The sequence below is a fragment of the Rhodoferax lithotrophicus genome (genome assembly GCF_019973615.1).
GTDB classification, from domain to species: domain Bacteria; phylum Pseudomonadota; class Gammaproteobacteria; order Burkholderiales; family Burkholderiaceae_C; genus Rhodoferax; species Rhodoferax lithotrophicus.
Map to the genome: position 1 here is coordinate 998,255 of NZ_AP024238.1, position 22,641 is coordinate 1,020,895.

18 protein-coding genes are annotated in these 22,641 nt (G+C 54.4%); 9 read left to right on the forward strand and 9 right to left on the reverse strand.

The genetic code is table 11. The features are described from left to right. Window positions 1-12 precede the first annotated feature (12 nt). From accC to LDN84_RS04680, 3 genes are read left to right on the forward strand one after another with little or no spacing between them, the layout of a single operon-like run. Window positions 13-1,362, forward strand: coding sequence for an acetyl-CoA carboxylase biotin carboxylase subunit (gene accC, locus LDN84_RS04670; RefSeq protein ID WP_223909173.1), 1,350 nt, complete (start codon window positions 13-15; stop codon window positions 1,360-1,362). Window positions 1,363-1,374: 12 nt separating this feature from the next. Next, window positions 1,375-2,274: a 50S ribosomal protein L11 methyltransferase gene (prmA, locus tag LDN84_RS04675; RefSeq protein WP_223909176.1), complete on the forward strand. Its 900-nt coding sequence runs from the start codon at window positions 1,375-1,377 to the stop codon at window positions 2,272-2,274. A gap of 36 nt (window positions 2,275-2,310) precedes the next feature. Further along, window positions 2,311-3,330: a zinc-ribbon and DUF3426 domain-containing protein gene (locus LDN84_RS04680; protein ID WP_223909179.1), complete on the forward strand. Its 1,020-nt coding sequence runs from the start codon at window positions 2,311-2,313 to the stop codon at window positions 3,328-3,330. Between the two features lie 54 nt (window positions 3,331-3,384). Here the strand turns inward: LDN84_RS04680 and LDN84_RS04685 are convergent, their stop codons facing one another. From LDN84_RS04685 to zwf, 5 genes are all read right to left on the reverse strand, one after another. Next, on the reverse strand, window positions 3,385-3,777 hold the full coding sequence (locus LDN84_RS04685) for a histone (protein WP_223909181.1): 393 nt from the start codon (window positions 3,775-3,777) through the stop codon (window positions 3,385-3,387). Between the two features lie 167 nt (window positions 3,778-3,944). Further along, the gene (locus tag LDN84_RS04690) at window positions 3,945-5,153 is read right to left on the reverse strand and encodes a ribonucleotide-diphosphate reductase subunit beta (protein ID WP_223909185.1); all 1,209 of its coding nucleotides are present in this window, start codon (window positions 5,151-5,153) and stop codon (window positions 3,945-3,947) included. Window positions 5,154-5,278: 125 nt separating this feature from the next. Continuing rightward, entirely contained in the window at window positions 5,279-8,143 is a 2,865-nt protein-coding gene (locus LDN84_RS04695) for a ribonucleoside-diphosphate reductase subunit alpha (protein ID WP_223912751.1), read from the reverse strand. Between the two features lie 466 nt (window positions 8,144-8,609). Beyond that, window positions 8,610-9,458, reverse strand: a complete 849-nt coding sequence (locus tag LDN84_RS04700; protein ID WP_223909187.1) for a MurR/RpiR family transcriptional regulator — start codon at window positions 9,456-9,458, stop codon at window positions 8,610-8,612. A 48-nt stretch (window positions 9,459-9,506) separates the two neighbouring features. After that, window positions 9,507-10,961 carry a glucose-6-phosphate dehydrogenase gene (gene zwf / locus LDN84_RS04705; protein WP_223909191.1) on the reverse strand — a complete coding sequence of 485 codons (1,455 nt, stop codon included), beginning with the start codon at window positions 10,959-10,961 and terminating at the stop codon, window positions 9,507-9,509. 201 nt (window positions 10,962-11,162) lie between these two features. Here zwf and LDN84_RS04710 point away from each other — a divergent pair, with 201 nt between their 5' ends. The 3 genes from LDN84_RS04710 to LDN84_RS04720 are packed head-to-tail and all read left to right on the forward strand — an operon-like array spanning window position 11,163 to window position 15,504. Beyond that, complete coding sequence (locus LDN84_RS04710) at window positions 11,163-12,173, forward strand: ABC transporter substrate-binding protein (RefSeq protein WP_223909195.1); 1,011 nt, start codon at window positions 11,163-11,165, stop codon at window positions 12,171-12,173. 48 nt (window positions 12,174-12,221) lie between these two features. Next, a complete protein-coding gene (locus LDN84_RS04715) occupies window positions 12,222-14,432 on the forward strand; it encodes an ABC transporter permease (protein WP_223909198.1) in 2,211 nt (736 codons plus the stop codon). Between the two features lie 25 nt (window positions 14,433-14,457). After that, the gene (locus tag LDN84_RS04720) at window positions 14,458-15,504 is read left to right on the forward strand and encodes an ABC transporter ATP-binding protein (protein WP_223909201.1); all 1,047 of its coding nucleotides are present in this window, start codon (window positions 14,458-14,460) and stop codon (window positions 15,502-15,504) included. 57 nt (window positions 15,505-15,561) lie between these two features. On the opposite strand, the gene LDN84_RS04725 is transcribed toward LDN84_RS04720, so the two are convergent. Then, on the reverse strand, window positions 15,562-16,275 hold the full coding sequence (locus tag LDN84_RS04725) for a GntR family transcriptional regulator (RefSeq protein ID WP_223909206.1): 714 nt from the start codon (window positions 16,273-16,275) through the stop codon (window positions 15,562-15,564). Then, window positions 16,263-17,990 carry a sigma-54-dependent Fis family transcriptional regulator gene (locus tag LDN84_RS04730; RefSeq protein ID WP_223909209.1) on the reverse strand — a complete coding sequence of 576 codons (1,728 nt, stop codon included), beginning with the start codon at window positions 17,988-17,990 and terminating at the stop codon, window positions 16,263-16,265. Before LDN84_RS04730 ends, LDN84_RS04725 begins: the two co-directional genes overlap by 13 nt. A 309-nt stretch (window positions 17,991-18,299) precedes the next feature. On the opposite strand from LDN84_RS04730, the gene LDN84_RS04735 reads away from it, so the two are divergent. Together LDN84_RS04735 and LDN84_RS04740 are read left to right on the forward strand one after the other, a co-directional pair. Further along, the gene (locus tag LDN84_RS04735) at window positions 18,300-18,725 is read left to right on the forward strand and encodes a c-type cytochrome (protein WP_223909211.1); all 426 of its coding nucleotides are present in this window, start codon (window positions 18,300-18,302) and stop codon (window positions 18,723-18,725) included. A gap of 275 nt (window positions 18,726-19,000) precedes the next feature. Next, a complete protein-coding gene (locus LDN84_RS04740) occupies window positions 19,001-19,801 on the forward strand; it encodes an SPFH domain-containing protein (RefSeq protein WP_223909214.1) in 801 nt (266 codons plus the stop codon). A gap of 18 nt (window positions 19,802-19,819) precedes the next feature. On the opposite strand, the gene LDN84_RS04745 is transcribed toward LDN84_RS04740, so the two are convergent. Further along, window positions 19,820-20,086 (reverse strand): hypothetical protein, encoded by a 267-nt coding sequence (locus tag LDN84_RS04745; protein WP_223909218.1) that lies wholly within the window; start codon window positions 20,084-20,086, stop codon window positions 19,820-19,822. Further along, window positions 20,083-20,955 (reverse strand): hypothetical protein, encoded by an 873-nt coding sequence (locus LDN84_RS04750; protein ID WP_223909221.1) that lies wholly within the window; start codon window positions 20,953-20,955, stop codon window positions 20,083-20,085. The genes LDN84_RS04745 and LDN84_RS04750 overlap by 4 nt, the downstream gene beginning before the upstream one ends. Before the next feature lie 1,377 nt (window positions 20,956-22,332). Between LDN84_RS04750 and LDN84_RS04755 the strand changes: the two genes are divergently transcribed. After that, complete coding sequence (locus LDN84_RS04755) at window positions 22,333-22,611, forward strand: phenol hydroxylase subunit (RefSeq protein ID WP_223909224.1); 279 nt, start codon at window positions 22,333-22,335, stop codon at window positions 22,609-22,611. Window positions 22,612-22,641 lie beyond the last annotated feature (30 nt).

The window sequence follows — 22,641 nt, forward strand, 5'->3', positions numbered from 1 at the left end:
CAGGCGTAGCTCATGTTTAAAAAAATTCTGGTTGCCAATCGCGGCGAAATTGCCTTACGAATTCAGCGAGCCTGTCGTGAGTTGGGTATCAAAGCGGTCATGGTTTATTCTGAGGCTGATCGCGAAGCCAAGTATGTCAAACTGGCAGAAGAGGCCGTGTGTATTGGCCCCGCATCTTCGGCGCTCAGCTACCTCAATATGCCCGCACTGATATCTGCGGCAGAGGTAACTGATGCAGAAGCGATTCACCCTGGTTATGGCTTTTTAAGTGAAAACGCAGATTTTGCCGAAAGGGTTGAGCAAAGTGGGTTTCAGTTTATTGGACCTACTCCTGAATCTATTCGCATCATGGGCGACAAAGTGTCTGCCAAGCAAGCGATGATCAAGGCGGGCGTGCCTTGTGTGCCTGGTTCAGAGGGTGAGTTACCTGATGATCCCGTACAAATCAAGCGTATTGCCAAAACGGTAGGCTATCCAGTCATCATTAAAGCGGCAGGCGGCGGTGGCGGACGTGGTATGAGGGTGGTGCATACGGAGGCTGCGCTTATTAACGCGGTTGCCATGACCAAAAACGAAGCCGGTGCCGCATTTGGCAATCCTGCGGTGTACATGGAAAAGTTTTTGCAAAACCCTCGCCATGTCGAAATCCAGATATTGGCGGACAAATACAAGAACGCGGTGTATCTGGGTGAGCGGGACTGCTCCATGCAGCGTCGTCACCAGAAAGTGATTGAAGAGGCTCCTGCGCCTGGGATTCCTCGCAAAATCATTGAGCGCGTAGGTGAGCGTTGTGTGGCTGCTTGTAAAAAAATTGGCTATCGGGGCGCAGGAACATTTGAGTTCTTGTACGAAGACGGTAATTTTTACTTCATTGAAATGAACACGCGTGTTCAGGTTGAACACCCCGTCACCGAAATGACCACGGGCATTGATATTGTCAAGACACAAATTATGGTGGCGGCTGGCGAGAAGTTGCCTTTTACCCAGCGTCAGATTGAAATACGTGGGCATGCCATTGAGTGTCGGTTGAATGCTGAGGATGCTTACAAATGTATTCCTTCCCCTGGGCGTATCACCATGTGGCATCCACCTGGTGGGCCAGGAGTGCGGGTAGATTCGCACATTTACACCAACTACTTTGTACCGCCTAACTACGACTCAATGATTGGCAAAATCATTGTGCATGGGGATACCCGCGAACAAGCCTTGGCGCGCATGCGCACAGCTTTGGGGGAAACGGTGATAGAGGGTATTCATACCAACTTGGCTCTGCACCGTGAGTTGATGGTGGATGCCAAATTCATGGAGGGTGGCACCAATATTCATTATCTTGAAGGTTGGCTTGCCAATCACACCCGTTGAATAGCCAGTTCTATGTTTGAACTCCAATTAATGTGCCCGGAGGATCGGGTAGAAACCTTGAGTGAGGCGCTTGACGCTTTGGATGCTTTGAGTGTCAGTGTCGAAGATGCAGATGCTCAAACTGATGCAGAGCAGGCGTTGTTTGGTGAGCCGGGTATGCCTGCACCCAAAGACGGATGGCAGCGTTCCAGAGTGCTTGCTTTGTTTGATGCACGCGAAAAGGCCCAGGCTGCACTGGAATTGTTGTTGGTTCAGGATTTCTTTAGCGGCTGCGAGGTCTTGGGTATTCAAAACGTTCCTGAGCAAGATTGGGTGCGTCTAACACAGTCGCAGTTTGCACCAGTTGAGGTAACTTCTGATTTTTGGATTGTGCCTACTTGGCATGAGCCGCCACAGCAGGCACGCACCGTGATCAGGCTTGACCCAGGATTGGCTTTTGGTACAGGAACTCACCCAACAACACGGATGTGTTTGCGCTGGATCGCCAAACAAGGCCAATGCGGCATACCATCGACAAGTTTGACGCGTGTGCTTGATTACGGGTGTGGTTCAGGCATTTTGGCTATTGGTGCAGCCAAGTTTGGTGCAACAGATGTGGATGCGGTTGATATTGATCTGGCAGCAGTTGAATCGACAGTGCTGAATGCGCGAGCCAATCATGTATCTGTGAATGCTGGCTTGCCTGAGACCGTCTGCGGTGTATATCAAACGGTGGTAGCTAATATTTTGGCTACTCCTCTGAAAGTATTGGCTCCGTTATTGTGGTCACGCGTGGCAAGTGGTGGAAGTTTGGTGCTGGCAGGTATCTTGGCACGGCAGGCGGATGAACTCATTGATGCGTACGCACCTTACTGCCAGTTACATGTGGCCGACTCGGAAGATGGCTGGATATTGATGACGGCTTCGAATTGATGGTCTGATTGCCATGTGTGCAAGGTCAGAAGTTTTATGAGCCTGTTGACCCGCTGCCCTGCATGTGACACGCTGTATCGGGTGGTGCCAGATCAATTGCGTATTTCTGAGGGTTGGGTCAAATGTGGGCAGTGTGGTGATATTTTTGATGCATCTAAGCAGCTGATCGAAGCTGCTAGTGACGTTGAGTCACTTAGTGAAGAGATGCAGACAGATGCTTTGACGGTTGACCCGTTACCTTCTTTTCAGGCACCTACTTCTTTAGAGTCTGAAGCTGAAGCACTTGCCGAGGCTCAGGCATCTTCGTCTGGCAATGATGTAGTTTTGGTTGATGTTCCGCAAGAGTTCGTGGATATGGTCGCCACGCCGGATGATTCTGTCCAGTTGGCGGTTGTTGGTTCAAGTCCTGTCACGACACCTGAATCTGATTTGAAAGCGGATTCATATGTTTCTTCAGACTTGGTTCACGCAGAGTGTCAAGAGCCCTCGCCATTGCAAGCTACCAACCAGCCTTCAGAGGCTGAAGATCCACCGCAGGTGGCCTTTTTAACGCAAGGTAGCACTCAAAATATATGGCAAAAACCAGTTGTACGTTTTGTACTTTGGCTGTTGATGGGGATTCTTGCTGTTGCTTTACTGGGGCAGTGGGTGTTTGTAGAGCGGAATCAACTTGTTGCACAACATCCTGAATTTAAGCCTGTCTTGCAAACATTCTGTGATTTGGCACGATGCAAGATCCAGCCCTTGAAGCGGATTGAGTTTATGAGTGTGGATTCAGTGGGGTTCTTGCAACTGGATAAAGAGACTTATAGGCTGAGTTTTGTGGTGAAAAATGCATCACCGTGGCCCTTGGCGTTGCCTTCAGTGGAGCTTGTACTGACAGATGCGCAGGATCAGCCAGTTTATCGACGTGTCTTTAGCGTTCAGGAGTTAGGCTCTACAGAAACGGTAATTGCAGCTAACTCTGAGTGGTCAACCAGCGTGGCACTTCATGTAGCTACGTCTGTAAGTCATGGGCGAGTACTGGGTTATCGATTACTTATTTTTTATCCCTAGCAATCACAAAAAAGCCCGATGCGGTTTGCAACGGGCTTGTGAGGGTTACAAAACTCAGGGCTTTGGACCGGTTGGAAAAGGCCATGCAGCTTGAGGACTGAGCGTTGTTTTTGCTGTTGGCGTAGCTTCTGCGGCAGGTTTTGCCGCAGGTTTTTTTGTGGCCACGGCTTTCTTGGACGGTGCAGCTTTGGTCGCAGGAGCAGCTTTTTTTGCGGGAACTGCGGTGGCTACTGGCGCAGCTTTTTTGACAGGAGCGGTTTTTTTAGCTGCTGGCTTTGCTGTTGTCTCAGTTGGTTTCGCAGTCACTGCTTTTTTTGCTGGGGCAGATGCTTTTGCTGGGGCCACTTTCTTTGTTGCAGCCGGCTTTGTCGGCGCGGCTTTTTTGGCCACTACGGCCTTGGTTTCGGGAGCCGCTTTTTTCGCGGCAGGTTTTTTTGCAGTTGCCATTGAGTTCTCCTTGATCAATTTACAAAGAGCACTTCACGCGCTTCGGGTTGCGTCAAGTGATCCATGATGTTGGGCTGGTTCCCAGCATCATGAACGGGGGAACACACTACCTGATGGCTGATTGCCATCAACGGAGCATGTGAAAAAGGTAAGGTCATGTTGCGTATTTATTCCCAAGACAATGCGCCACCAGACTGGTATTCGATGACACGCGTTTCGAAAAAGTTTCGCTCTTTCTTCAGGTCAATCATTTCGCTCATCCACGGGAATGGATTCTCTTCATTGGGAAAGAGTGCTTCAAGTCCAATTTGAGTTGCGCGCCGGTTGGCAATGTAGCGCAGGTAGCCTTTGAACATGGACGCATTCATTCCCAGCACGCCTCGTGGCATCGTGTCTTCAGCGTAGCGGTATTCAAGGTCTACAGCCGTTTCAAATAAAGCTTTGATTTCAGCTTTGAATTCTGCCGTCCAGAGCTGTGGGTTTTCCAACTTGAGTTGATTGATCAAATCAATGCCAAAATTGCAATGCATCGATTCGTCGCGCAAGATGTATTGGTATTGCTCGGCTGCGCCAGTCATTTTATTTTGACGTCCGAGCGCCAGAATTTGTGTGAAACCGACGTAGAAGAACAAGCCTTCCATCAGGCAAGCAAAAACAATCAGGGATTTGAGTAGCGTTTGATCTGCCTCTGGTGTACCCGTTTTAAACTGTGGATCCATGATGGCTTCAATGAACGGAATCAAAAATTCGTCTTTATCCCGAATGGACTTGATCTCATGGTAGGCACTGAAAATCTCACCTTCGTCAAGCCCCAGCGACTCAACAATGTACTGGTATGCATGGGTATGAATAGCTTCTTCGAATGCTTGACGCAGCAAAAACTGGCGGCACTCCGGGGCCGTGATATGACGGTAAGTACCCAGAACAATGTTATTGGCCGCAAGTGAATCTGCAGTTACAAAAAACCCCAGATTACGTTTGACGATACGACGTTCATCTTCACTTAGTCCGTTCGGATCTTTCCATAGGGCAATGTCTCGCGTCATGTTGACTTCTTGCGGCATCCAGTGATTGGCGCAGCTGGAGAGGTATTTTTCCCAAGCCCATTTGTATTTGAACGGTACCAGTTGATTGACATCAGTTTTGCCGTTAATGATGCGTTTATCTGCAGCATTAACCCGACGCTGTGTGCTCGTTACTGCATCAGATGAAGGTGGGTTGACAGGATGTGCCAATGGGACAGTCAGAGGTATCGCAGGTGATTCGACCAGAGCAGCTGATGGGCCAGAAAATCGTGCTGCCATCGGCGGATTCGGCAGGCTTGAAGTAGGCGGCAAACTGGCGGTAGGTGTAACTTCTTCGTCCCAGGACAACATAGTGATTTCCAATCGGCTGATTATGAGAGCAGGTGGTAAAAAATGAAAGGTTTAGCGTATGAAATTTTCCAGATGTGATGAGGATTGTCGGAGTTCAACATCACATCGGTATCCACACCTTCACATCACTGGCAAGACTCGCAGGTTGGGTCGTCCACTCCGCAGAATTTAACGTCTGTAGCTGGAATGTTGGCCATCTGTTGTCGAGCTGCTGCTGCAGCTGCCTCCAGTGCGCTCATGCCGTGTTGACTGCCTGATTGCTCGCCAGAAGAAACAGCATTCAGACGGCCCGCTGCCACAGTAGACTTTTCCACGTGGGTAGCAGATTGTGTGCGTAAATAGTAGGTGGTTTTTAGGCCACGAATCCAAGCTAGTTTATAAGTATCGTCGAGCTTTTTACCGGATGCGCCAGACATGTAGATATTCAGGGATTGCGCCTGATCAATCCATTTCTGACGACGTGATGCGGCCTCAACCAACCACCTGGTTTCAACTTCAAAGGCCGTTGCGTAGAGCGACTTGATTTCAGGAGGTACGCGGTCAATCGGTCTGAGGGAACCATCAAAATGCTTTAAGTCCATCACCATTACATCGTCCCAGAGACCCAGACGTTTGAGGTCACGTACCAGATAACTATTGATGATAGTGAATTCGCCCGATAGATTGGATTTGACGGACAGGTTGCCAAAGCAGGGCTCTATGGAGGCATCTACTCCAATGATGTTGGAAATGGTAGCCGTAGGCGCTATGGCGACGCAGTTCGAGTTACGCATGCCGTCTTTGGCAATTTTTTGGCGCAAATTATCCCATTCAAGGGTGCTGGATCGATCAACATCCACATAACCACCGCGCTCTTTGCTCAGCATGTTCAATGTGTCCAAGGGCAACACGCCTTGATCCCAGAGGGAACCTTTGTAGCTTGAATATTTGCCACGTTCACGAGCCAATTCCGTGGAGGCCCAGTAGGCGTAATAACAAATGGCCTCCATGGATTCATCGGCAAATTGAACAGCCGCTTCACTGGAGTAAGGGAGGCGCATCTCATAAAGGCAATCCTGAAATCCCATCAAGCCAAGTCCGACAGGGCGATGGCGCATATTGGAATCTCGTGCTTTCTTGACGGCGTAATAATTAATGTCAATCACGTTGTCGAGCATGCGCATGGCGGTATTGATGGTTTTTTTCAACTTGGCATGATCAAGTTGGCCGTTTTTAAGATGCTGCAGCAAGTTCACCGAACCCAAATTGCACACGGCTGTTTCACTGTTGCTGGTGTTGAGGGTAATTTCGGTACACAGGTTGCTTGAGTGCACTACACCAGCGTGTTGTTGGGGTGAGCGGATGTTGCAGGCATCCTTGAATGTGATCCAGGGGTGACCAGTTTCGAACAACATGGTGAGCATCTTGCGCCACAGGTCTGTGGCCTGCACTGTCCGAAATGGTTTGATCTCGCTACGTGCTGCTTTTTCTTCATAGGCCACATAGGCCTCCTCAAAAGCTTGGCCGAACTTGTCATGCAAATCTGGCACGTTGTTGGGCGAGAACAAGGTCCATTGGCCTTTTTCCATCACTCTGCGCATGAACAAATCAGGAATCCAGTTCGACGTGTTCATGTCATGTGTGCGGCGGCGATCATCACCCGTGTTCTTCCGCAGTTCCAGAAACTCTTCAATGTCCAGATGCCAGGTCTCCAGATAGGTGCACACCGCACCTTTACGCTTGCCACCCTGGTTCACCGCGACAGCGGTGTCGTTGACCACCTTCAGGAACGGTACGACACCTTGCGACTCGCCATTGGTTCCCTTGATGTGGCTACCTAATGCACGCACACGTGTCCAGTCATTACCCAGGCCGCCTGCAAATTTGGACAATAAAGCGTTTTCCTTGATGGACTCATAAATGCCATCAAGGTCATCGGGCACGGTGGTCAGGTAACAACTCGAAAGTTGCGAACGCAGTGTGCCGGCGTTGAACAGGGTCGGCGTGGATGACATGAAATCAAAGCTGGACAACACCTCGTAAAACTCAATAGCGTGGGCTTCACGGTCAATCTCATTGAGTGACAGGCCCATGGCGACGCGCATGAAAAAGGCTTGTGGTAACTCAATGCGCTGTTTGCCAACATGCAAAAAGTAACGGTCATACAGGGTTTGAAGGCCAAGGTAATCAAATTGCAAATCACGTTCGGCCTTGAGGGCACCAGCAAGGCGTTGTAGGTCAAACTGTTGGAGTTTTTCATCCAGCAGATCATTTTCAACACCACGCTGGATAAATTGCGGGAAATAGTCTACATAAGCCTGTTGCATATCTGCTTGCGCGACATCTTCACCCAAGACCTCTTTGGCGATGGTGTGAAACAGTAACCGTGCGGTGGCAAAGGTGTAGTCTGGGTCTTTTTCAATGAGGGTGCGCGCGGCCAGTACCGAGGCCTTGTAAACCTCTTCCATAGGCACGCCATCGTACAGGTTACGCATGGTTTCCACCATGATGGGCTCAGGTTTCACGTCGTGGCCCAAGCCACTACATGCGTCAGCAATGATATTTTTTAATCGAGCCAAGTCCAATACCACGCGTTGGCCCTTGTCGATAGCATGAAGGACGGGATGTGCCTGTGTATGTTGCTCCATTTTTTGGGCACGTTCCTGGGTGCGCCTTTCACGGTACAGCACATAGGCGCGGGCAATCTCATGATGTCCTCCACGCATCAGTCCAAGTTCAACCTGGTCTTGCACGTCTTCAATATGAAAGGTGCCGCCGGCCGGGCGTGAGCGCATGAGTGCCCGAATGACGGTTTGAGTGAGTTCTTCCACTGTTTCCCGCACACTGGCAGATGCGGCACCTTGTGTGCCATGCACGGCTAAAAAAGCCTTCATCATGGCGACCGCGATTTTGTTGGGTTCAAAAGACACCACGGCACCATTGCGGCGGATGATTTGATACAGACTTATCTGACCGTCTGCGGATGTTGAAAGTAAGTTCAAGTCGGCCATCAAAGTCGGGTTGGCATGTAGGGTTGTGCTATTGGTGTTTTGGGCAATTTGCATGAGGTCCTCTGGTGAACTGATTTTTAATTGAATTAGGAGGGGTCTATACAGACCAGGCCCTATAGGTCATTATTCGAATGGGGGCAGAGCTTACCACTATATCTGTTGTTGATTGCCAATTAAACACTATAGGTAGTGTTTAATTTGTAACGAATTTTTAACAATATGTGTGGTACCCATCTTCCTGACATGCATGGACAGATGGAATGAGCGCTTGCTTCCGATATAAAAGTAAGCACTCAGCATTGGTCATGTGCGGTGTGCTACTCAGCGGTATTGCCAACGGGCACCCAGTTGCTTTGTGGCAGGGTCGGGTCTGCGTCGGCTGGATCGTTGATGGGCAAGAGGATTCTGGCTTGAATCACGTGATCTGGTGGTGCTCACGCTGCGGATGCCCAAAGCCTTGAAATCGTCAGGCGTATCGCTTGCTGCGCAGATTGTTTTTCATCTCACGCAGCAGTGGTTGCAGTTTGTCCCCGCCAATACGCAAGGCCACACAGGTGGCCAAGATATCGATAATCATCAGGTGCAGCAGTCGCGACACCATTGGGCTGTAGCGGTCATAACCTTCCGGGTGATCAGCTGCCACGTGAATGTGCCCGGCTGAGGCCAGCGGTGAGCCACTGGCGGTAATCACAATGGTGGTGGCTCCGTTTTTGCGGGCAATGTCGCACGAGTCCATCAAGTCCCGTGTACGGCCCGAGTTGGAGATGACCACCACGCAGTCACCCGGTTGCAGCAGGGATGCGCTCATTACCTGCATGTGGCCGTCGCTGTAAGCCACGCCGTTGATCCCCAAACGAAAGAACTTGTGTTGCGCATCCTGCGCGACCACACCAGAGTTTCCCACGCCAAAAAACTCGATCCGGCGGCCCGCCTTGTAGGCGTTTACCAAGGCATCAGCGGCTTTTTCAATGGCACTGGCAGACGCATCGTTGCGGTATTTCAAAAATGCGGCGACCGTGTTGTCAATCACTTTGACCATGATGTCACTGGTCTTGTCGTCTGCATCCACACTGCGGTGGATGAAGGGGACCCCCTCACTCACGCTACCAGCCAGCTTCAGCTTGAAGTCACTCAGACCGTCATAACCCACGCTGCGGCAAAAACGCACCACCGTGGGCTTGCTCACATGCGCCCGGTCAGCCAATTCACTGACTGGCATCAGGGCAAAACTGCGTGGATCACTCAAGACCAGTTTGCCCACGCGCTGCTCGGCAGGGGCTAAGGATGGCAAAGAGGCTTTGATTCGGTCAAGCATGATGAGGTGTCAAAAAATCAAACGCAGGCGTTTGGAAAGAAGGGGAGCCTAACATTCTTCACTCCAGCAAAAACCATCGCGGGCAATCATGGCGCTGGTAGCGCTGGGGCCCCAAGTGCCAGAGGCATAAGGGCGTGGACCCAGGGTATCGGCTTGCCAGTGGGTGAGGATCGGCTCCACCCAGCGCCAGGCCTCCTCTTGCTCGTCGCTGCGCACAAACAGGTTCAGTCGCCCGTCAATCACGTCCAGCAGCAGTCGCTCATACGCACCTACACGTTCCTGGCCAAAGCGTTTGTCAAAGTCCAGATCAAGCTGCACCGGGGCCAAGGTGTGAGAATTTTTGCGGTTGTCCTGACCCTGGGCTAGCAAGTGCAATTCCAACCCGTCTTTGGGCTGCAAATTGATCACCAACTGGTTGGCCATGCCAATTTGAGAATTAAAAATAGCGTGGGGCGTGGGTCTGAAATTCACCACAATACGTGCATCGCGCCCGGCCAGACGCTTGCCGGTACGAATATAAAACGGCACCCCTGCCCAGCGCCAGTTAGAGATTTCGGTGCGTAAGGCAACAAAAGTTTCCGTCGAGCTGGCCGGATTGACCCCTAGTTCGTCCCGGTAGGCGGCAACCGCTGCGCCACCAATGGCCCCTGCGCCGTATTGGCCCCGAATCACATCTTGCGTCAGGGTTTCGCTTGTCCAGGGTTTCAGAGAGCGCAATACCTTAAGCTTTTCGTCACGAATGGCATCGGCATGTGAGTTGATGGGCGGCTCCATGCCAATGGCACACAGCAGTTGCAGTGCATGGTTTTGCACCATGTCACGCAGTGCGCCCGTGGTCTCGTAAAACGCACCACGTTTTTCCACGCCCAATTCTTCGGCAATGGTGATCTGGATATTGGCAATGTGCTCGCGCCGCCACAGAGGCTCAAACAGGGCGTTGCCAAAGCGCAAGGCAAACAGGTTTTGTACCGCAGGTTTGCCCAGGTAGTGGTCAATACGAAAAACCTGGTTTTCGCTGAACACCTGTCCGACGCTGTGGTTGATGGCCCGGTTGCTGGCCAGATCGTGGCCGAGTGGTTTTTCCAGCACCACGCGAGTCTGTGGTGTGTTCAGCCCTGCTGCAGAGAGTTGTTCAACGATGGTGGTAAACAGTGTGGGTGCGGTAGCCAGGTACATCACCACCGTGTCGGCCTGGCGTTGGGCCAGCTTGTCGCGCAGGTAGGTGTAATGCTCGGGTTTGGACAGATCCATGCTGACAAATTCAAGCAAACTGGAAAAACGTGCAAACTCGTCCGCACTGGGGCGTTTAGCCAGATCTACCTGATCAAAGCGGCTCAGGATCAAGGCACGATAGCGTTCATCGCTCAGGTCGTCCCGGCCTACACCAATGATGCGCGCACCTTCGGGCAGGGTGCCATGTTTGAAAGCTTGAAACAAGGCTGGCATTAGTTTGCGCCAAGACAAGTCGCCGGTACCGCCAAAAAGAACAAGATCAAAGCTCATGAGTCATGTGTGAATGGAGTGATGAAATTTGGAAAAACGGTGGTAATGTAACTTAGTTTCAATATTTTTGTGAAATTTGGTAACTGAAAGGGTTGATATGGCGCAAACATGGCGTTTTCCCGGGCATGTAGAAGCAAATAGTGACGTTACAGTGACATTTTTGTGAAATCAATCGGGATTTCAGGACTATTTGGAGATGTCATGAAGAAGCTGTTTGTTGTGTCTACCCTTGCCCTCGCTGCTGGTTTTGTGCAAGCGGACACCGTCAACGTGATTTGTTCAGTTCAAGCCGAGTGGTGCAACATGATCGGCACCGTGTATGGCAAAACCACCGGTACCAAAATCAACATTTCGATGAAAGGCTCTGGCGAAGCGCTGGCGCAGTTGATCGCCGAAAAAGACAACCCCAAGACCGACATCTGGTTTGGTGGCACCGGTGACCCGCACTTACAAGCTGCCGAGCAAGGTTTGTCACTCGAATACAAGTCCCCTAGCTTGAGCCAATTGCAGGTCTGGTCACAGCAACAAGCGGCGCAGTCCAAGTTTCGCACCGTAGGTATTTACTCTGGCCCATTGGGATTTGGTTACAACACCGAGTTATTGGCCAAGAAAAAGCTGCAGCCGCCCAAGGTCTGGGCTGATTTGCTGAATCCCGCACTCAAGGGTGAAATCCAGGTGGCCAACCCGGCCTCCAGCGGCACCGCTTACACCATGGTGGCCACCCTGGTGCAAATGATGGGTGAAGAACAGGCTTTTGAGTACATGAAAAAACTGCACAAAAACATTAGCCAGTACACCCGCAGTGGTACCGGCCCGATCAAGGCTGCCGCACGGGGTGAAACCACCGTGTCGATCAGCTTTGTGCATGACGCACCCGGCGAAAAAATGAACGGCTTTCCGGTCGAGGCCATCACCCCGGCCGATGGCACGGGGGCTGAAATTGGCTCCATGAGTATCATCAAAGGCGCACGTAATCTGGAGGCCGCCAAGAAGTTTTACGAATGGGCATTAACTCCGGCAGCACAGGAAATGGCCGCTGCGGCCAAGCAATTCCAGGTGCCATCCAACAAGTCCGCCAAAGTTGACAAAAATGTGCCAGATTTCAAGAAAATCAAGTTCATCAACTACGACTACGCCAAGTACGGTGCTTCGGCCGAGCGCAAGCGCCTGATTGCCAAATGGGAAAAAGAAGTCAATTCTTTGCCTCGTTAATCTGATGCCTGCCCGGTTTTCCAGGGCAGTCAAATCAAAGTATTCGCCGTGAACCAGAATCCAAACCACGCCATTCGCCTGTGGCTCATCATCGGGCTGCTGGCCTACCTGGTGCTGCCTTGGTACGCCATTCAAGATACCGCCTGGTACAGCGTGTTGCCCCAGGTTTTTGGGGGCACTGAAACGGCCAACGGCTTGCTCCAGGCGCTTCAGTATGGCCGTGTCTGGCTGGCGCTTGGCTTGGTCGGGTTGGGCTTAGCCGGTGTGGCGCTCTGGATGCCGCCTGGCCGACCACAAAGCAACTGGTTGCTCTCGGGTGGCTTGCTGGGTTTCTTGGGCTTGCTGCTCAGTGGTTTTGCGATTGGTTCCAAAGGCTGGTCATTTGCCGTGCTGAACACCCAGTTTGGCGAGCTGGCGGTGAACCAGTTCGGCATCGGCATCGGTGCCTTCATCGCCCTGCTGGCCTTGGTCATGCTCACCGCCTTTGGCGTGGCCCGCCGGGGCTTTTTCAAGGGCGATTTGTTCATTGCCAGCGCGGTTCTTGGCTGCTCGGTGCTGCTGCTGCTGTTCATCGCCTTTCCTGTCACCAAAGCCTTGTACGGCGCGTTTTTGAATGAAGAAGGGCAGTGGGCCGTCTCGGCCATTTTTGAGCGCATTGGCAACGAGAGGGTCTGGGGTATAAATTGCCTGTCTGGCGGGGTGCGCTGCGGCGTGGCTTGGAACACCTTGTTTCTGGCCTTGCTCACTGCCACCGGTACCACCGTGATGGGCACGATGATGGCGCTGCTGGCCGAGCGCAGTGCCAGCAAGCGGGTACAAACGCCGTTGCGGGTGGTGGCGCTGCTGCCCATCATCACGCCGCCCTTTGTGGTCGGCCTGGGGCTGATCCTGTTGTTTGGCCGGGCTGGCATCGTCAACCAGTTTTTGGAGTGGGCCTTTGATATTCCGCCCACACGCTGGTTTTATGGCCTGCTGGGGGTGTGGATTGCCCAGCTGTTTGCCTTCACGCCGATTGCCTTCATGATCATGCGTGGGGTGGTGCAGGGCGTGGCCCCTAGCATGGAAGAGGCCGCCCAAACCCTGCGCGCCAGCAAGCAGCAAACCTTTTTGACGGTGACCCTGCCCCTGCTCAAACCTGGGCTGGCCAATGCCTTTTTGGTTGGTTTCATTGAAAGTATTGCCGACTTTGGCAACCCAGTGGTGGTCGGCGGGCAGTTCTCGGTGCTCTCTACCGACATCTTTTTTGCCATTGTGGGGGCTCAATACGACCAGGGTCGGGCGGCCTCCCTGGCCTGGATTCTCACGGTCTTTGCACTGCTGGTGTTTGCCCTGCAACGCGGCCTGCTGGGCAAGCAAAACTACACCACTGTCAGTGGCAAGGGGGATGCGGGTATTCCCATGGCCTTGCCAGACGGTGTGCGCCGGGTCTTGAACGCCGTGGTCTACCCCTGGCTGGCCTTCACCGTGGTGGTCTACCTGTTTGCCTTTGCCGGTGGATTTGTGCAAACCTGGGGGCGTGACTACACCCTGACGCTGGCACATTTCAAAACCGCCTTCGGCCTGGAGTGGGGCGACTTTGGCCTGGTCTGGGCCGGCACCGCCTGGAACTCATTTTTTACCACCATCAAGCTGGCGGGCATCTCCGCACCCATCACCGCCGCTGTCGGGCTGCTGATTGCCTACCTGCTGGCGCGTACCGAGTTTCGCGGTCAAGGCTGGTTTGAGTTTGTGGCCCTGCTGGCGTTTGCCATTCCGGGCACGGTGCTGGGGGTGAGCTACATCCTGGCCTTTAACGTGCCGCCGGTGGAGCTGACCGGCACGGGCCTGATCATTGTGCTGTGCTTCATGTTCCGCAATTTGCCGGTTGGTGTGCGGGCCGGTACGGCGGCCTTCAAACAGCTCGACAAATCGCTCGACGAAGCCTCGCTGATGCTGCGGGCCTCCACCTTCCAGACGCTGCGCCACGTGGTACTGCCCTTGCTCAAGCCTGCACTGGTGGCGGCACTGGTTTACAGCTTTGTCCGCGCCATGACCACGGTCAGCGCGGTGATCTTTTTGGTGACGGCCGAGAACGAACTCGCCACCACCTACATCATTGGCCGCGTCGGCAACGGCGACTACGGCGTGGCGCTGGCGTATTGCACGGTGCTGATCCTGTTGATGTCGGCCTCGATTGCGCTGATCCAGTTCCTGGTGGGTGAGCGCAAGCTGGGCCGGCGCAAAACACACGCCGCTGTAGCACCCATTTCGGCCCACTAAAGGGCAACCCTTACCGAGCAAACACATGAGTTACGGCGTTGAATTCAAAAACATCACCAAGCGTTACGGCACCGACAACAGCGCCCCGCTGGTGATCAAAGGGGTGGATTTCGAGATCGAAAAAGGTTCACTCACCACCATCCTCGGGCCGTCAGGCTGCGGCAAAACCACCGTGCTGCGCATGATTGCCGGGCTGGAAACCCCCACCAGCGGGCAAATTCTCATGGCGGGCAAAGATGTCACCACACTCGGGCCCGCCGACCGCAATGTGAGCATGATGTTCCAGAGCTACGCCCTGTTCCCGCACATGAACGTGCTGGAAAACGTGATGTACGGCCTGAAGATGTCCGGCGTTGAGAAAGCCGAGGCCACCCGGCGTGCGGTGGAAACCCTGGGCAATGTCGGTCTGGTCGGCTATGACGACCGCCTGCCCAGCGAACTCTCGGGAGGCCAGCAGCAGCGTGTGGCGCTGGCCCGTGCGCTGGTGCTGGAGCCCGGTGTGCTGCTGTTTGACGAACCCCTGAGCAATCTGGATGCCCGTCTGCGGCGCGATATGCGCGAAGAAATCCGTAGCCTGCAGCAGCGTCTGCACCTCACCGTAGCCTATGTCACCCATGACCAGAGCGAGGCGCTGGCGGTGAGTGACCAGATCATCGTGATGGACGACGGCCTGATTGCCCAGCGCGGCACACCACAAGACATGTACGAGCGCCCTGGCAGCGAGTTTGTGGCTGGTTTCATGGGCGAGGCCATGCTGTTTCCCGGTGTCGCCGATGCCCGTGGCGGCGTGCAACTGGGGCCTTTGCAGGTGATGTCACGCCAGGCGGTGGCCGCAGGCCAGGTCAAGGTGGCGGTGCGGCCCGAGGCCTGGCACATTCACCGCGACGGCACCGGGCTGGCCGCCAAACTGCTCAAGCTGGCTTACCTGGGCAGCTTTTTTGAGTACACCTTTGAGACCGCGCTGGGGCCGATCTTTGTGGTTTCCCCCGACCTCACCGATGTGTTGAGCCTGGGCAGCCAGGTCGGGCTGACGCTGGCTGACCATGGTGTGTCGGTGGTGGCGGTGGCTTGATGCTATTGATTGTGTAGCTTCTTGCGCTTACTACATAAGCACTAGAGGCCAAAAAGGCTATTCAACAAGTTGAGATTGCCGTTTGACGATGTCATGTGTCATGCGCACATGCGCCTCCAGCGCCAGCGCTGCACGCGCCTCTTGTCGGTTGATGGCGGCCTGAAAAATGGTTTCGTGCTCTTCGTGCACATGGCGCTCGGTCACATGGGCGGCCGTCAGCCGCCAGTTGATGTTGCGGTAGCGCTCACCATGGCGGTACAGAATCGCCAGCATGTATTTGGTCCAGGGTGAGTCAAAGGCGGCAATCAAGGCATCGTGGAAATTCTTGTTGCGCTGCTCCCACAACTGCGGTTCGGGGCCGTTGGCTGGGTCTTCAATTTGTGTCAGCAGCTGGTAGCTGGCCCGCAGCGCGGCCTCCCATTCGGCACCGCCGTGGCGAATGGACTGGCGCAAGGCCTCGGTTTCCAGCATCACGCGGGTATTGGTCACGTCTTCCAGGTCGGTGAGTGATATTGGGGCCACCCGGAAGCCGCGTTGCCCCTCGGCACTGACCAGCGCGTCAGACACCAGCAGGGACAAGGCTTCACGCAGCGTGCTGGCCCCCACCTGGTACTGATCCTTGAGGTGTTCCACCCGCAGCTTTTCCCCCGGCGCGAGCTTGCCGCAGATCACGTCCTGGCGCAGGTTCAGGTAGGCGCGCTCGGCCAGCGTGCGGGGGGCGGCAATGTTGGTTTCAACGTGGCTGGTCATGGCTTGTTTTATGGGGGACATTCATTTTTCCTTGGGTGTTCACCGGCGGTATCCGGCGCGTCCTGGTCACGCTCCAGGCTGCGTTTTTGCCGGTAGGCCAGTTGCGCACGACTCAGACCCAGCAGGCGTGCCGCCTGCGCCAGGTTGCCACCGGCACGTGCCACGGCATGGTTCAGCACACGCGCCTCAATCACGTCGAGCGAGCTGCCGCTGTCCAGAATGCGGGCGCTCAAGTCGTCGTCTTGTGCGCTGGGCAGTTCAGTCAGGTGGCCATGGGCATCAAAACTGGTTTGCGCGGTTTTGGGCAGGTTGGGGAACAGGTGCTCAACTTCAATCATGCCGCCCTGGCAGGCCAGAATCACCCCCCGCTCGACCAGGTTTTCCAGCTCGCGCACATTGCCGGGCCAGGGGTGTTGCTCCAGTGCCTGCATGGCACGCTCGGCAAAACCGGCCACCCGTTTGTCGTGCAGGCTGCAAAAACGCGCCAGCATGGCGTTGGCCAGCACCGAAATGTCGGCCAGGCGCTCCCGCAGTGGTGGCAGGCAAATGGGATACACATTCAGCCGGTACCACAAGTCCTGGCGGAAGCGGCCCTCGCGCACGGCTTTTTCCAGATCCACATTGGTGGCGGCGATCAGGCGCACATTCACCTGGCGGGTGGTCTCCGCGCCCACGCGCTCTACCTCGCCCTCTTGCAACACGCGCAGTAATTTGGCCTGCGCGGGCAGGGGCAAGTCGCCCACCTCATCCAGCAGCAAGGTGCCGCCGTGGGCACGCTCAAAACGCCCGGTACGTGCCGCATGGGCCCCGGTGTAAGCGCCTTTTTCCACGCCAAACAGCTCGGCCTCAATCAACTCGGCGGGTAGTGCGGCGCAATTCACCGCCACAAATGGCGCGCTGCTGCGCGGCGAAAGCTCATGCAGGGCGCGGGCAAAACGCTCTTTGCCGGAGCCGGTTTCACCCGTCAACAGCACCGTCACCTGGGTTTTGGCGGCCTTTTCCATCAAGGCATAGGCCTGGCGGAAGGCGGCTGACTTGCCAATAAGCTGGCGGCTGGGGTGCTCTGGCTCGATGCTGGATTTGAGCGCTTCCACCTGCAATTGCAGCGCCTCCATCTTCTCCATCAGCGAGTCGTCGGTGAAATACATGCGGTGCGCCTCACCGTCGGGCCATTCCTCGATGGGCTTGCCCACAATCAGGCAATGGTCATCGCCACAGGCGGCGCAGCGCGTTTCCTTGAACAGAATGAGTTTGCCCATGAACGCACTGGTGTAACCACTGGCATAACCCAGCAGCGCCCAGCAAGCCGGGTCAGCCACCACACCAAACCTCTGCTGGTGCGCATAGGCCTCCCAGGAATGATCCCAACGGAACTCCCCGTAAAACTGCCCCGCCGCCACATCAAACGTGAGCTTGGTCGGCGTGACCCGCGCCGCACCTTCCAGCATGTGCAACTGCGGCCCCACCAGAAACTGGCTTTCCATGCTGTCGTTGGGCCGCTGCTTGATGGCGTATTCGGCATCGCTCAGGCCCGAGGCGTAGCCCATGCGGGTCAGAATGCGCCGCGCATGGTCGGCCCCTACCGAGTTCATCAAGTCCTGGCGCAAGGCCGCCAGGGCAGAGGTGTGCATCAGCACCATGCGCCGGTCACCCAGCCAAATGGCACCGCTGTCAGGCTCGAACCGCAACAGCCTGCGCAAATCGCTGTCCGGGGGGTATTTGAAATTTTGTGGCACGTTGTCTCCTGCAAGACCTTAGGGTCATTTTTCTCGACATTATGTCGCTGGATGACCGGAAAAAATTGAAGGAAGCGGGGCGTGTGTTTGGATTCTCGAGAATATGCAATGGATGAAAGTTGGCTTGGGGTTCCACAATTCTGGGGCTGCTACATGGCAGCCAGGCTTGTGGTTCCGTCGCACTGGTGTTTTGATGTGTTGAGCATGACGGTGGAGGGCGCTTAAATCCCCCAAATGGGGGATTTAAAACTCCGAGGCGAATCGCTAGGATGCAGATGGGCTTAAGTTTGTTAACCAAGAGCATCATTCATGAAGACCCCCCTTTCCTTTGACAAGTTGGCACTGACCTTGATACGTCGAACGGTCTTGCTGTGTCTGGCACTCGTCCCGCTGACCTCTCTGGCCCGCAATGAACTCCAGGTGTGCGATAGCCATGTCTTGGTGCGCGGGGCAGAAATGGCGATCAATAAAGCCTGCTTAGGCTGCCATACGCTGGACACCAAACGTGTCGGCCCCACTTACATCGAGATTGCCACCCGCTATGAGCACAACCCGGACATGGTGCTGCTGCTGGCCAACAAGATCAAACATGGCAGCAATGGCATCTGGGGCGCAGCGGTGATGCCCGCCAACCCCGTCACGGATGAAGACGCGTTGATCCTCGCCCGCTGGATTCTCACCTTGCGCGGTGTCCGGCCACCAGAAAACCAGTTTTCAAGTCGCCTTCGCCCGTGAATGGATCGGGTGGGTTGCCCCAAGTTTGAGGGCCAGGTCTGCCATAGAGATGAGCCACGCGCCATTCCATCTGCATCATTGAAAAGTTATAAAAAATCAGCCTGTAGCGCTTATTTCAATTGCGCAAGCAGCTATCTATTCAATAGCAATAAAAATCCTGGCCGGGTCTGGGTGCGCAGGCAAAAGTGGCGTAGCGCTTACCCAACACCCTTCAATGGGCACCCAGCGTCTCCCTGTACCATCACCAACCCCGTCCATACACCTGTAGCCACACCATGAAACGCACCGCCATCACGCTGACCGCTGCCATCGCCACCCTGCTGATCAGCGGCTGCACCCGCATTGAAACCGGCGAGGTGGGCCTGCGCATCAACTTTGACAAGACCACCGACCCCACGGAACGGCTGCCGGGGTCGTTCAACCAGACGTTGGTGGGCGACATCCTCACCTTCAAGGTGCAGGATGTCGCGGTGGCGGTGGACAACATGACCCCGCTGGCCTCTGACAACTCCACCATCAAGGACTTTGACATGACGGTGGTCTACAACGTCAATCCGGCGGCGGTGTCCGAGTTGTGGACCACCAAAAACAAGACTTTTCACGGAGTGTCTGACAAAGGCGGTGACATTTTGCTGATGCAAAACTACGTGGCCCTGAGCGCCCGCAATGCGGCATACAAGGTGGCGCGAGAGTATGAATCCCTGAAGATGGCCGACAACCGGCAGACCATTGAGCAGAAGATTCGCGACAGCATCATCAAAACCCTGACCGAAGAAAAGCTGGCCGAGAAAATCACCGTCTCACAGGTGCAGGTGCGCGCCATCACCCCGGCCGATGTGATTGTGGCCAGCGCCAACGAACTGGTACGCGCCCAGAACGAACTCAAAACCAAAGAGGTGGAAGTGCAGACCGCCAAAAAAGAGGCCGAACGCATCGCCGCCCTGAACGCCAACGCTGGGGCCATCGGCTACATGAACGCCATGGCCAACCTGAAAATTGCCGAAGGCGTGGCCAACGGCAAGGTGCAAACCATCGTGGTGCCGTATGACTTCAAGGGCATCGTCAACGCGAAGTGAGGTGCCCTTCGGTGGCGCTCACGCTGCCGACTGCGGCAACGTCACTGGCACACGGCCTGCGCCAGTGGCTGCGACAAGCTCAAAAAAATCGGGCAAGGCCTTCGGTCTGCACTGCGAAACTGTGAGTTGGAGGGTGCGGGCGGTGGAGTTGGGTTTGAGGGGAGTGACGGGAGTGTTGCAATGCAAGACCTGACGTTCAAAATCACCGGGCTGCGCGGCTTTTCGCGCAGGTCCGGTGCATTGCAGGGTTAGAGCCCGTTGGCCCTTGCGACCGTCATCCTTCATTTCGATACCAGTGATTGCGTAGTTGTTTGCCGCATCTCTGCGTTGCTGGTCATGATCGACCGCCCTGCATTAACGGTCATTTCCATTGAAGTGGTCGACGTCGTATTACGCATCAAGTTGCTACGCACGTCATATTCCATCGCCCCAGTTCCGCTACCCGACGCCTGGACGCGCATTGACGTTGGCACTTGATCGATCGTATACGTAAAATTCAAAGAAAATTGTGCAATGCCATTCGCAATGCGTTGCAAGGTGTATTTGGCATCGACGGCAAATCGAATTGGCTGAAAGCCGGGTACCGGCATATCGAAATAAGACTTCTGGTCAATCGATCCACCGACTTGTACGTGCGCACCTTCCATCGACTTCATCGACCCGAATAGATTCTCTAAGAATTGCGGAAGCATGGTGGTGACCTCTGGTTTCAGATGGCCTCCGTCCAGAGAGACGAACTCAATTTTCCCGTTGGGTCTGACTAGAGCGTTGATGCTTCCGTCGACGAAATCGGTAAGTGGCGCCCTCATCGCGAAAGCCTTGCCATCACGATCCACAGTGTGAGACTCTGCTTTTAAGAATTGAATCCTGAGCGGAAAACTCCCATCACTATTCGCTTCTGAAGCCACCGTCCTCTGATGATTGCGTTGGCGAGTATGTGTCAGATGGGGAAACGAAACCCCACGGGCACGATTTCTTTCGATAAGTTCTTGATCACCAGTCAAGTTCAAGATCAGCTTTGCGTCGTTTTCTGTAATGACGTCTACGACACGTCCAGGTTTTGGCGCAAATGACAGCGTTACGGACTCGACCGCGGTGGCGGGCGACGCAAGGCTGGCTAAGAGAAGCAGTATCGAAAGAGTTCGACGCATCATGTAAAGGGCTCTAACGTCAAAGCTGCCCAGCACGCAGCAAGCGCCGCGCAGCGGCATCCTGCTGCTGTGTGTCCGTGCCGAGCGAAATGTTAGCCATCAGGAAGTCAACTTCTGAAGCATCGTCAAGTCTTTCTGTGTGCATTGCTACGGCCCCCAGTAATCGAATTTGAAGGTTACGCCCGAAGGTATGTCAAACGAAATTTCAGCGGGGCACGATATCGTGTGCCGTCCAGGTCGAACCTCAACAACCGCGCCGATTGGATGGGGCCAGACTACCCCATCGACTTTAAGAGGTCCGCACTTGCCGCCATTGTCGTCAAGCACCCCGAAGTAAGTTTTGCCATCGGGTGATTTAGTAACCGCACCGCGCAGATGACCGTCCCCGCATCCGACAAGGGACAGTGCCAACAATGAGAAGACTACGGCATTGCAGCGCATGGGGAAATGAGGGCTAACGTAATGTAGCCGAGCGCCTATCCTGGCATTCCCAAGCTAGACGACGAAATAAACTGGAAGCCCACCCGTTGATACCAAAGCATCTCAAGCGGTAAGGCACATGCCGTATGGGTTTGCGGTCAACTTCACTAGAAATTGAGTTCATTTCCATCCCTTTGAATCCGGTCGCCCATTCTGGCGAAATTGGGTTGACGTGCGAACGCACTTCATGCGGCGTTTGATTGGGTTGCAACTATAGCCCAGCAGAGCTTGCTCCTGAATGAATGTCAGTTCCCGTGTATCGCTGTCACTTCCAACCAGCAAAGATGGCTTTCAATCGAAGATTCCGGTTCTTCACCAAAGCCTGAAAGTTGCCAACCTGTCTTGATCACGCTTCAATGCAGCGCCCCTTAGCCACCACCGGTGCGTGCGGCAGGGGCAGTCCACACCGAGATTCCACGCCGTCACGGCATAACTTGCCACCATTCGCCACCCCATCCCGAGAATTTATAAGAAATAAGCCTGTAGCGCTTATCAAATATGCGCAAGCAGCTAGTAATTAAATAGCATACATCCCGCCCCGCGCATCCACATTCACAAGCAGGCATTCGCACCACAAACCCCTCAATCCCGCTGTTTTCTCGATATTTTCATATCCACCCAAGAAAACCCCTACAAGCCACCACCAAGCCAGCGGAATTGCTCATTTGATGAATTCCATCGAATCTGATTCTTCCAAATGCGCAATTCCATTCGTGTTGCGCTGCACAAGAGAGAACGGCCAAGGCTAAAGGCATAGGCAAAAATGCCAAAAACAACCCAAAAATTCCAAACAAGGTATTTCCCGTCTAGGGGTTTTCCCTTGAAATCTCGAGATTAACGCCATCCTGGCACATCTTGGCAAGCTCCTTGCAAAGTTGTGCTCGTTACACCCGCCAAATCATGAGCAACACACCTACTTTCAACCCCAACCTCAAGTTCATTCGGATCATTGAGCAGCACACCAATGGCCTGGTCGAGTTTGAGTTTGCCGTGGGCGAACCGGGCTTGTTTGTGGAGTTGCTGATGGCGCAGGCGCAGTTTGACGAGTTCTGTGTCATGCAGGGCGTGACCCCCACCCAGGGGCCGCTGCCCACCGCACAGAGCATTGAAGAGCAGGAATGGGACTGGAGTTTGCGCGCTGCGCGCGACCAGCATTTGCGTCATGACAACAAGGCCTGACACCGGCCAACTACCCGAGGAGACACCTAG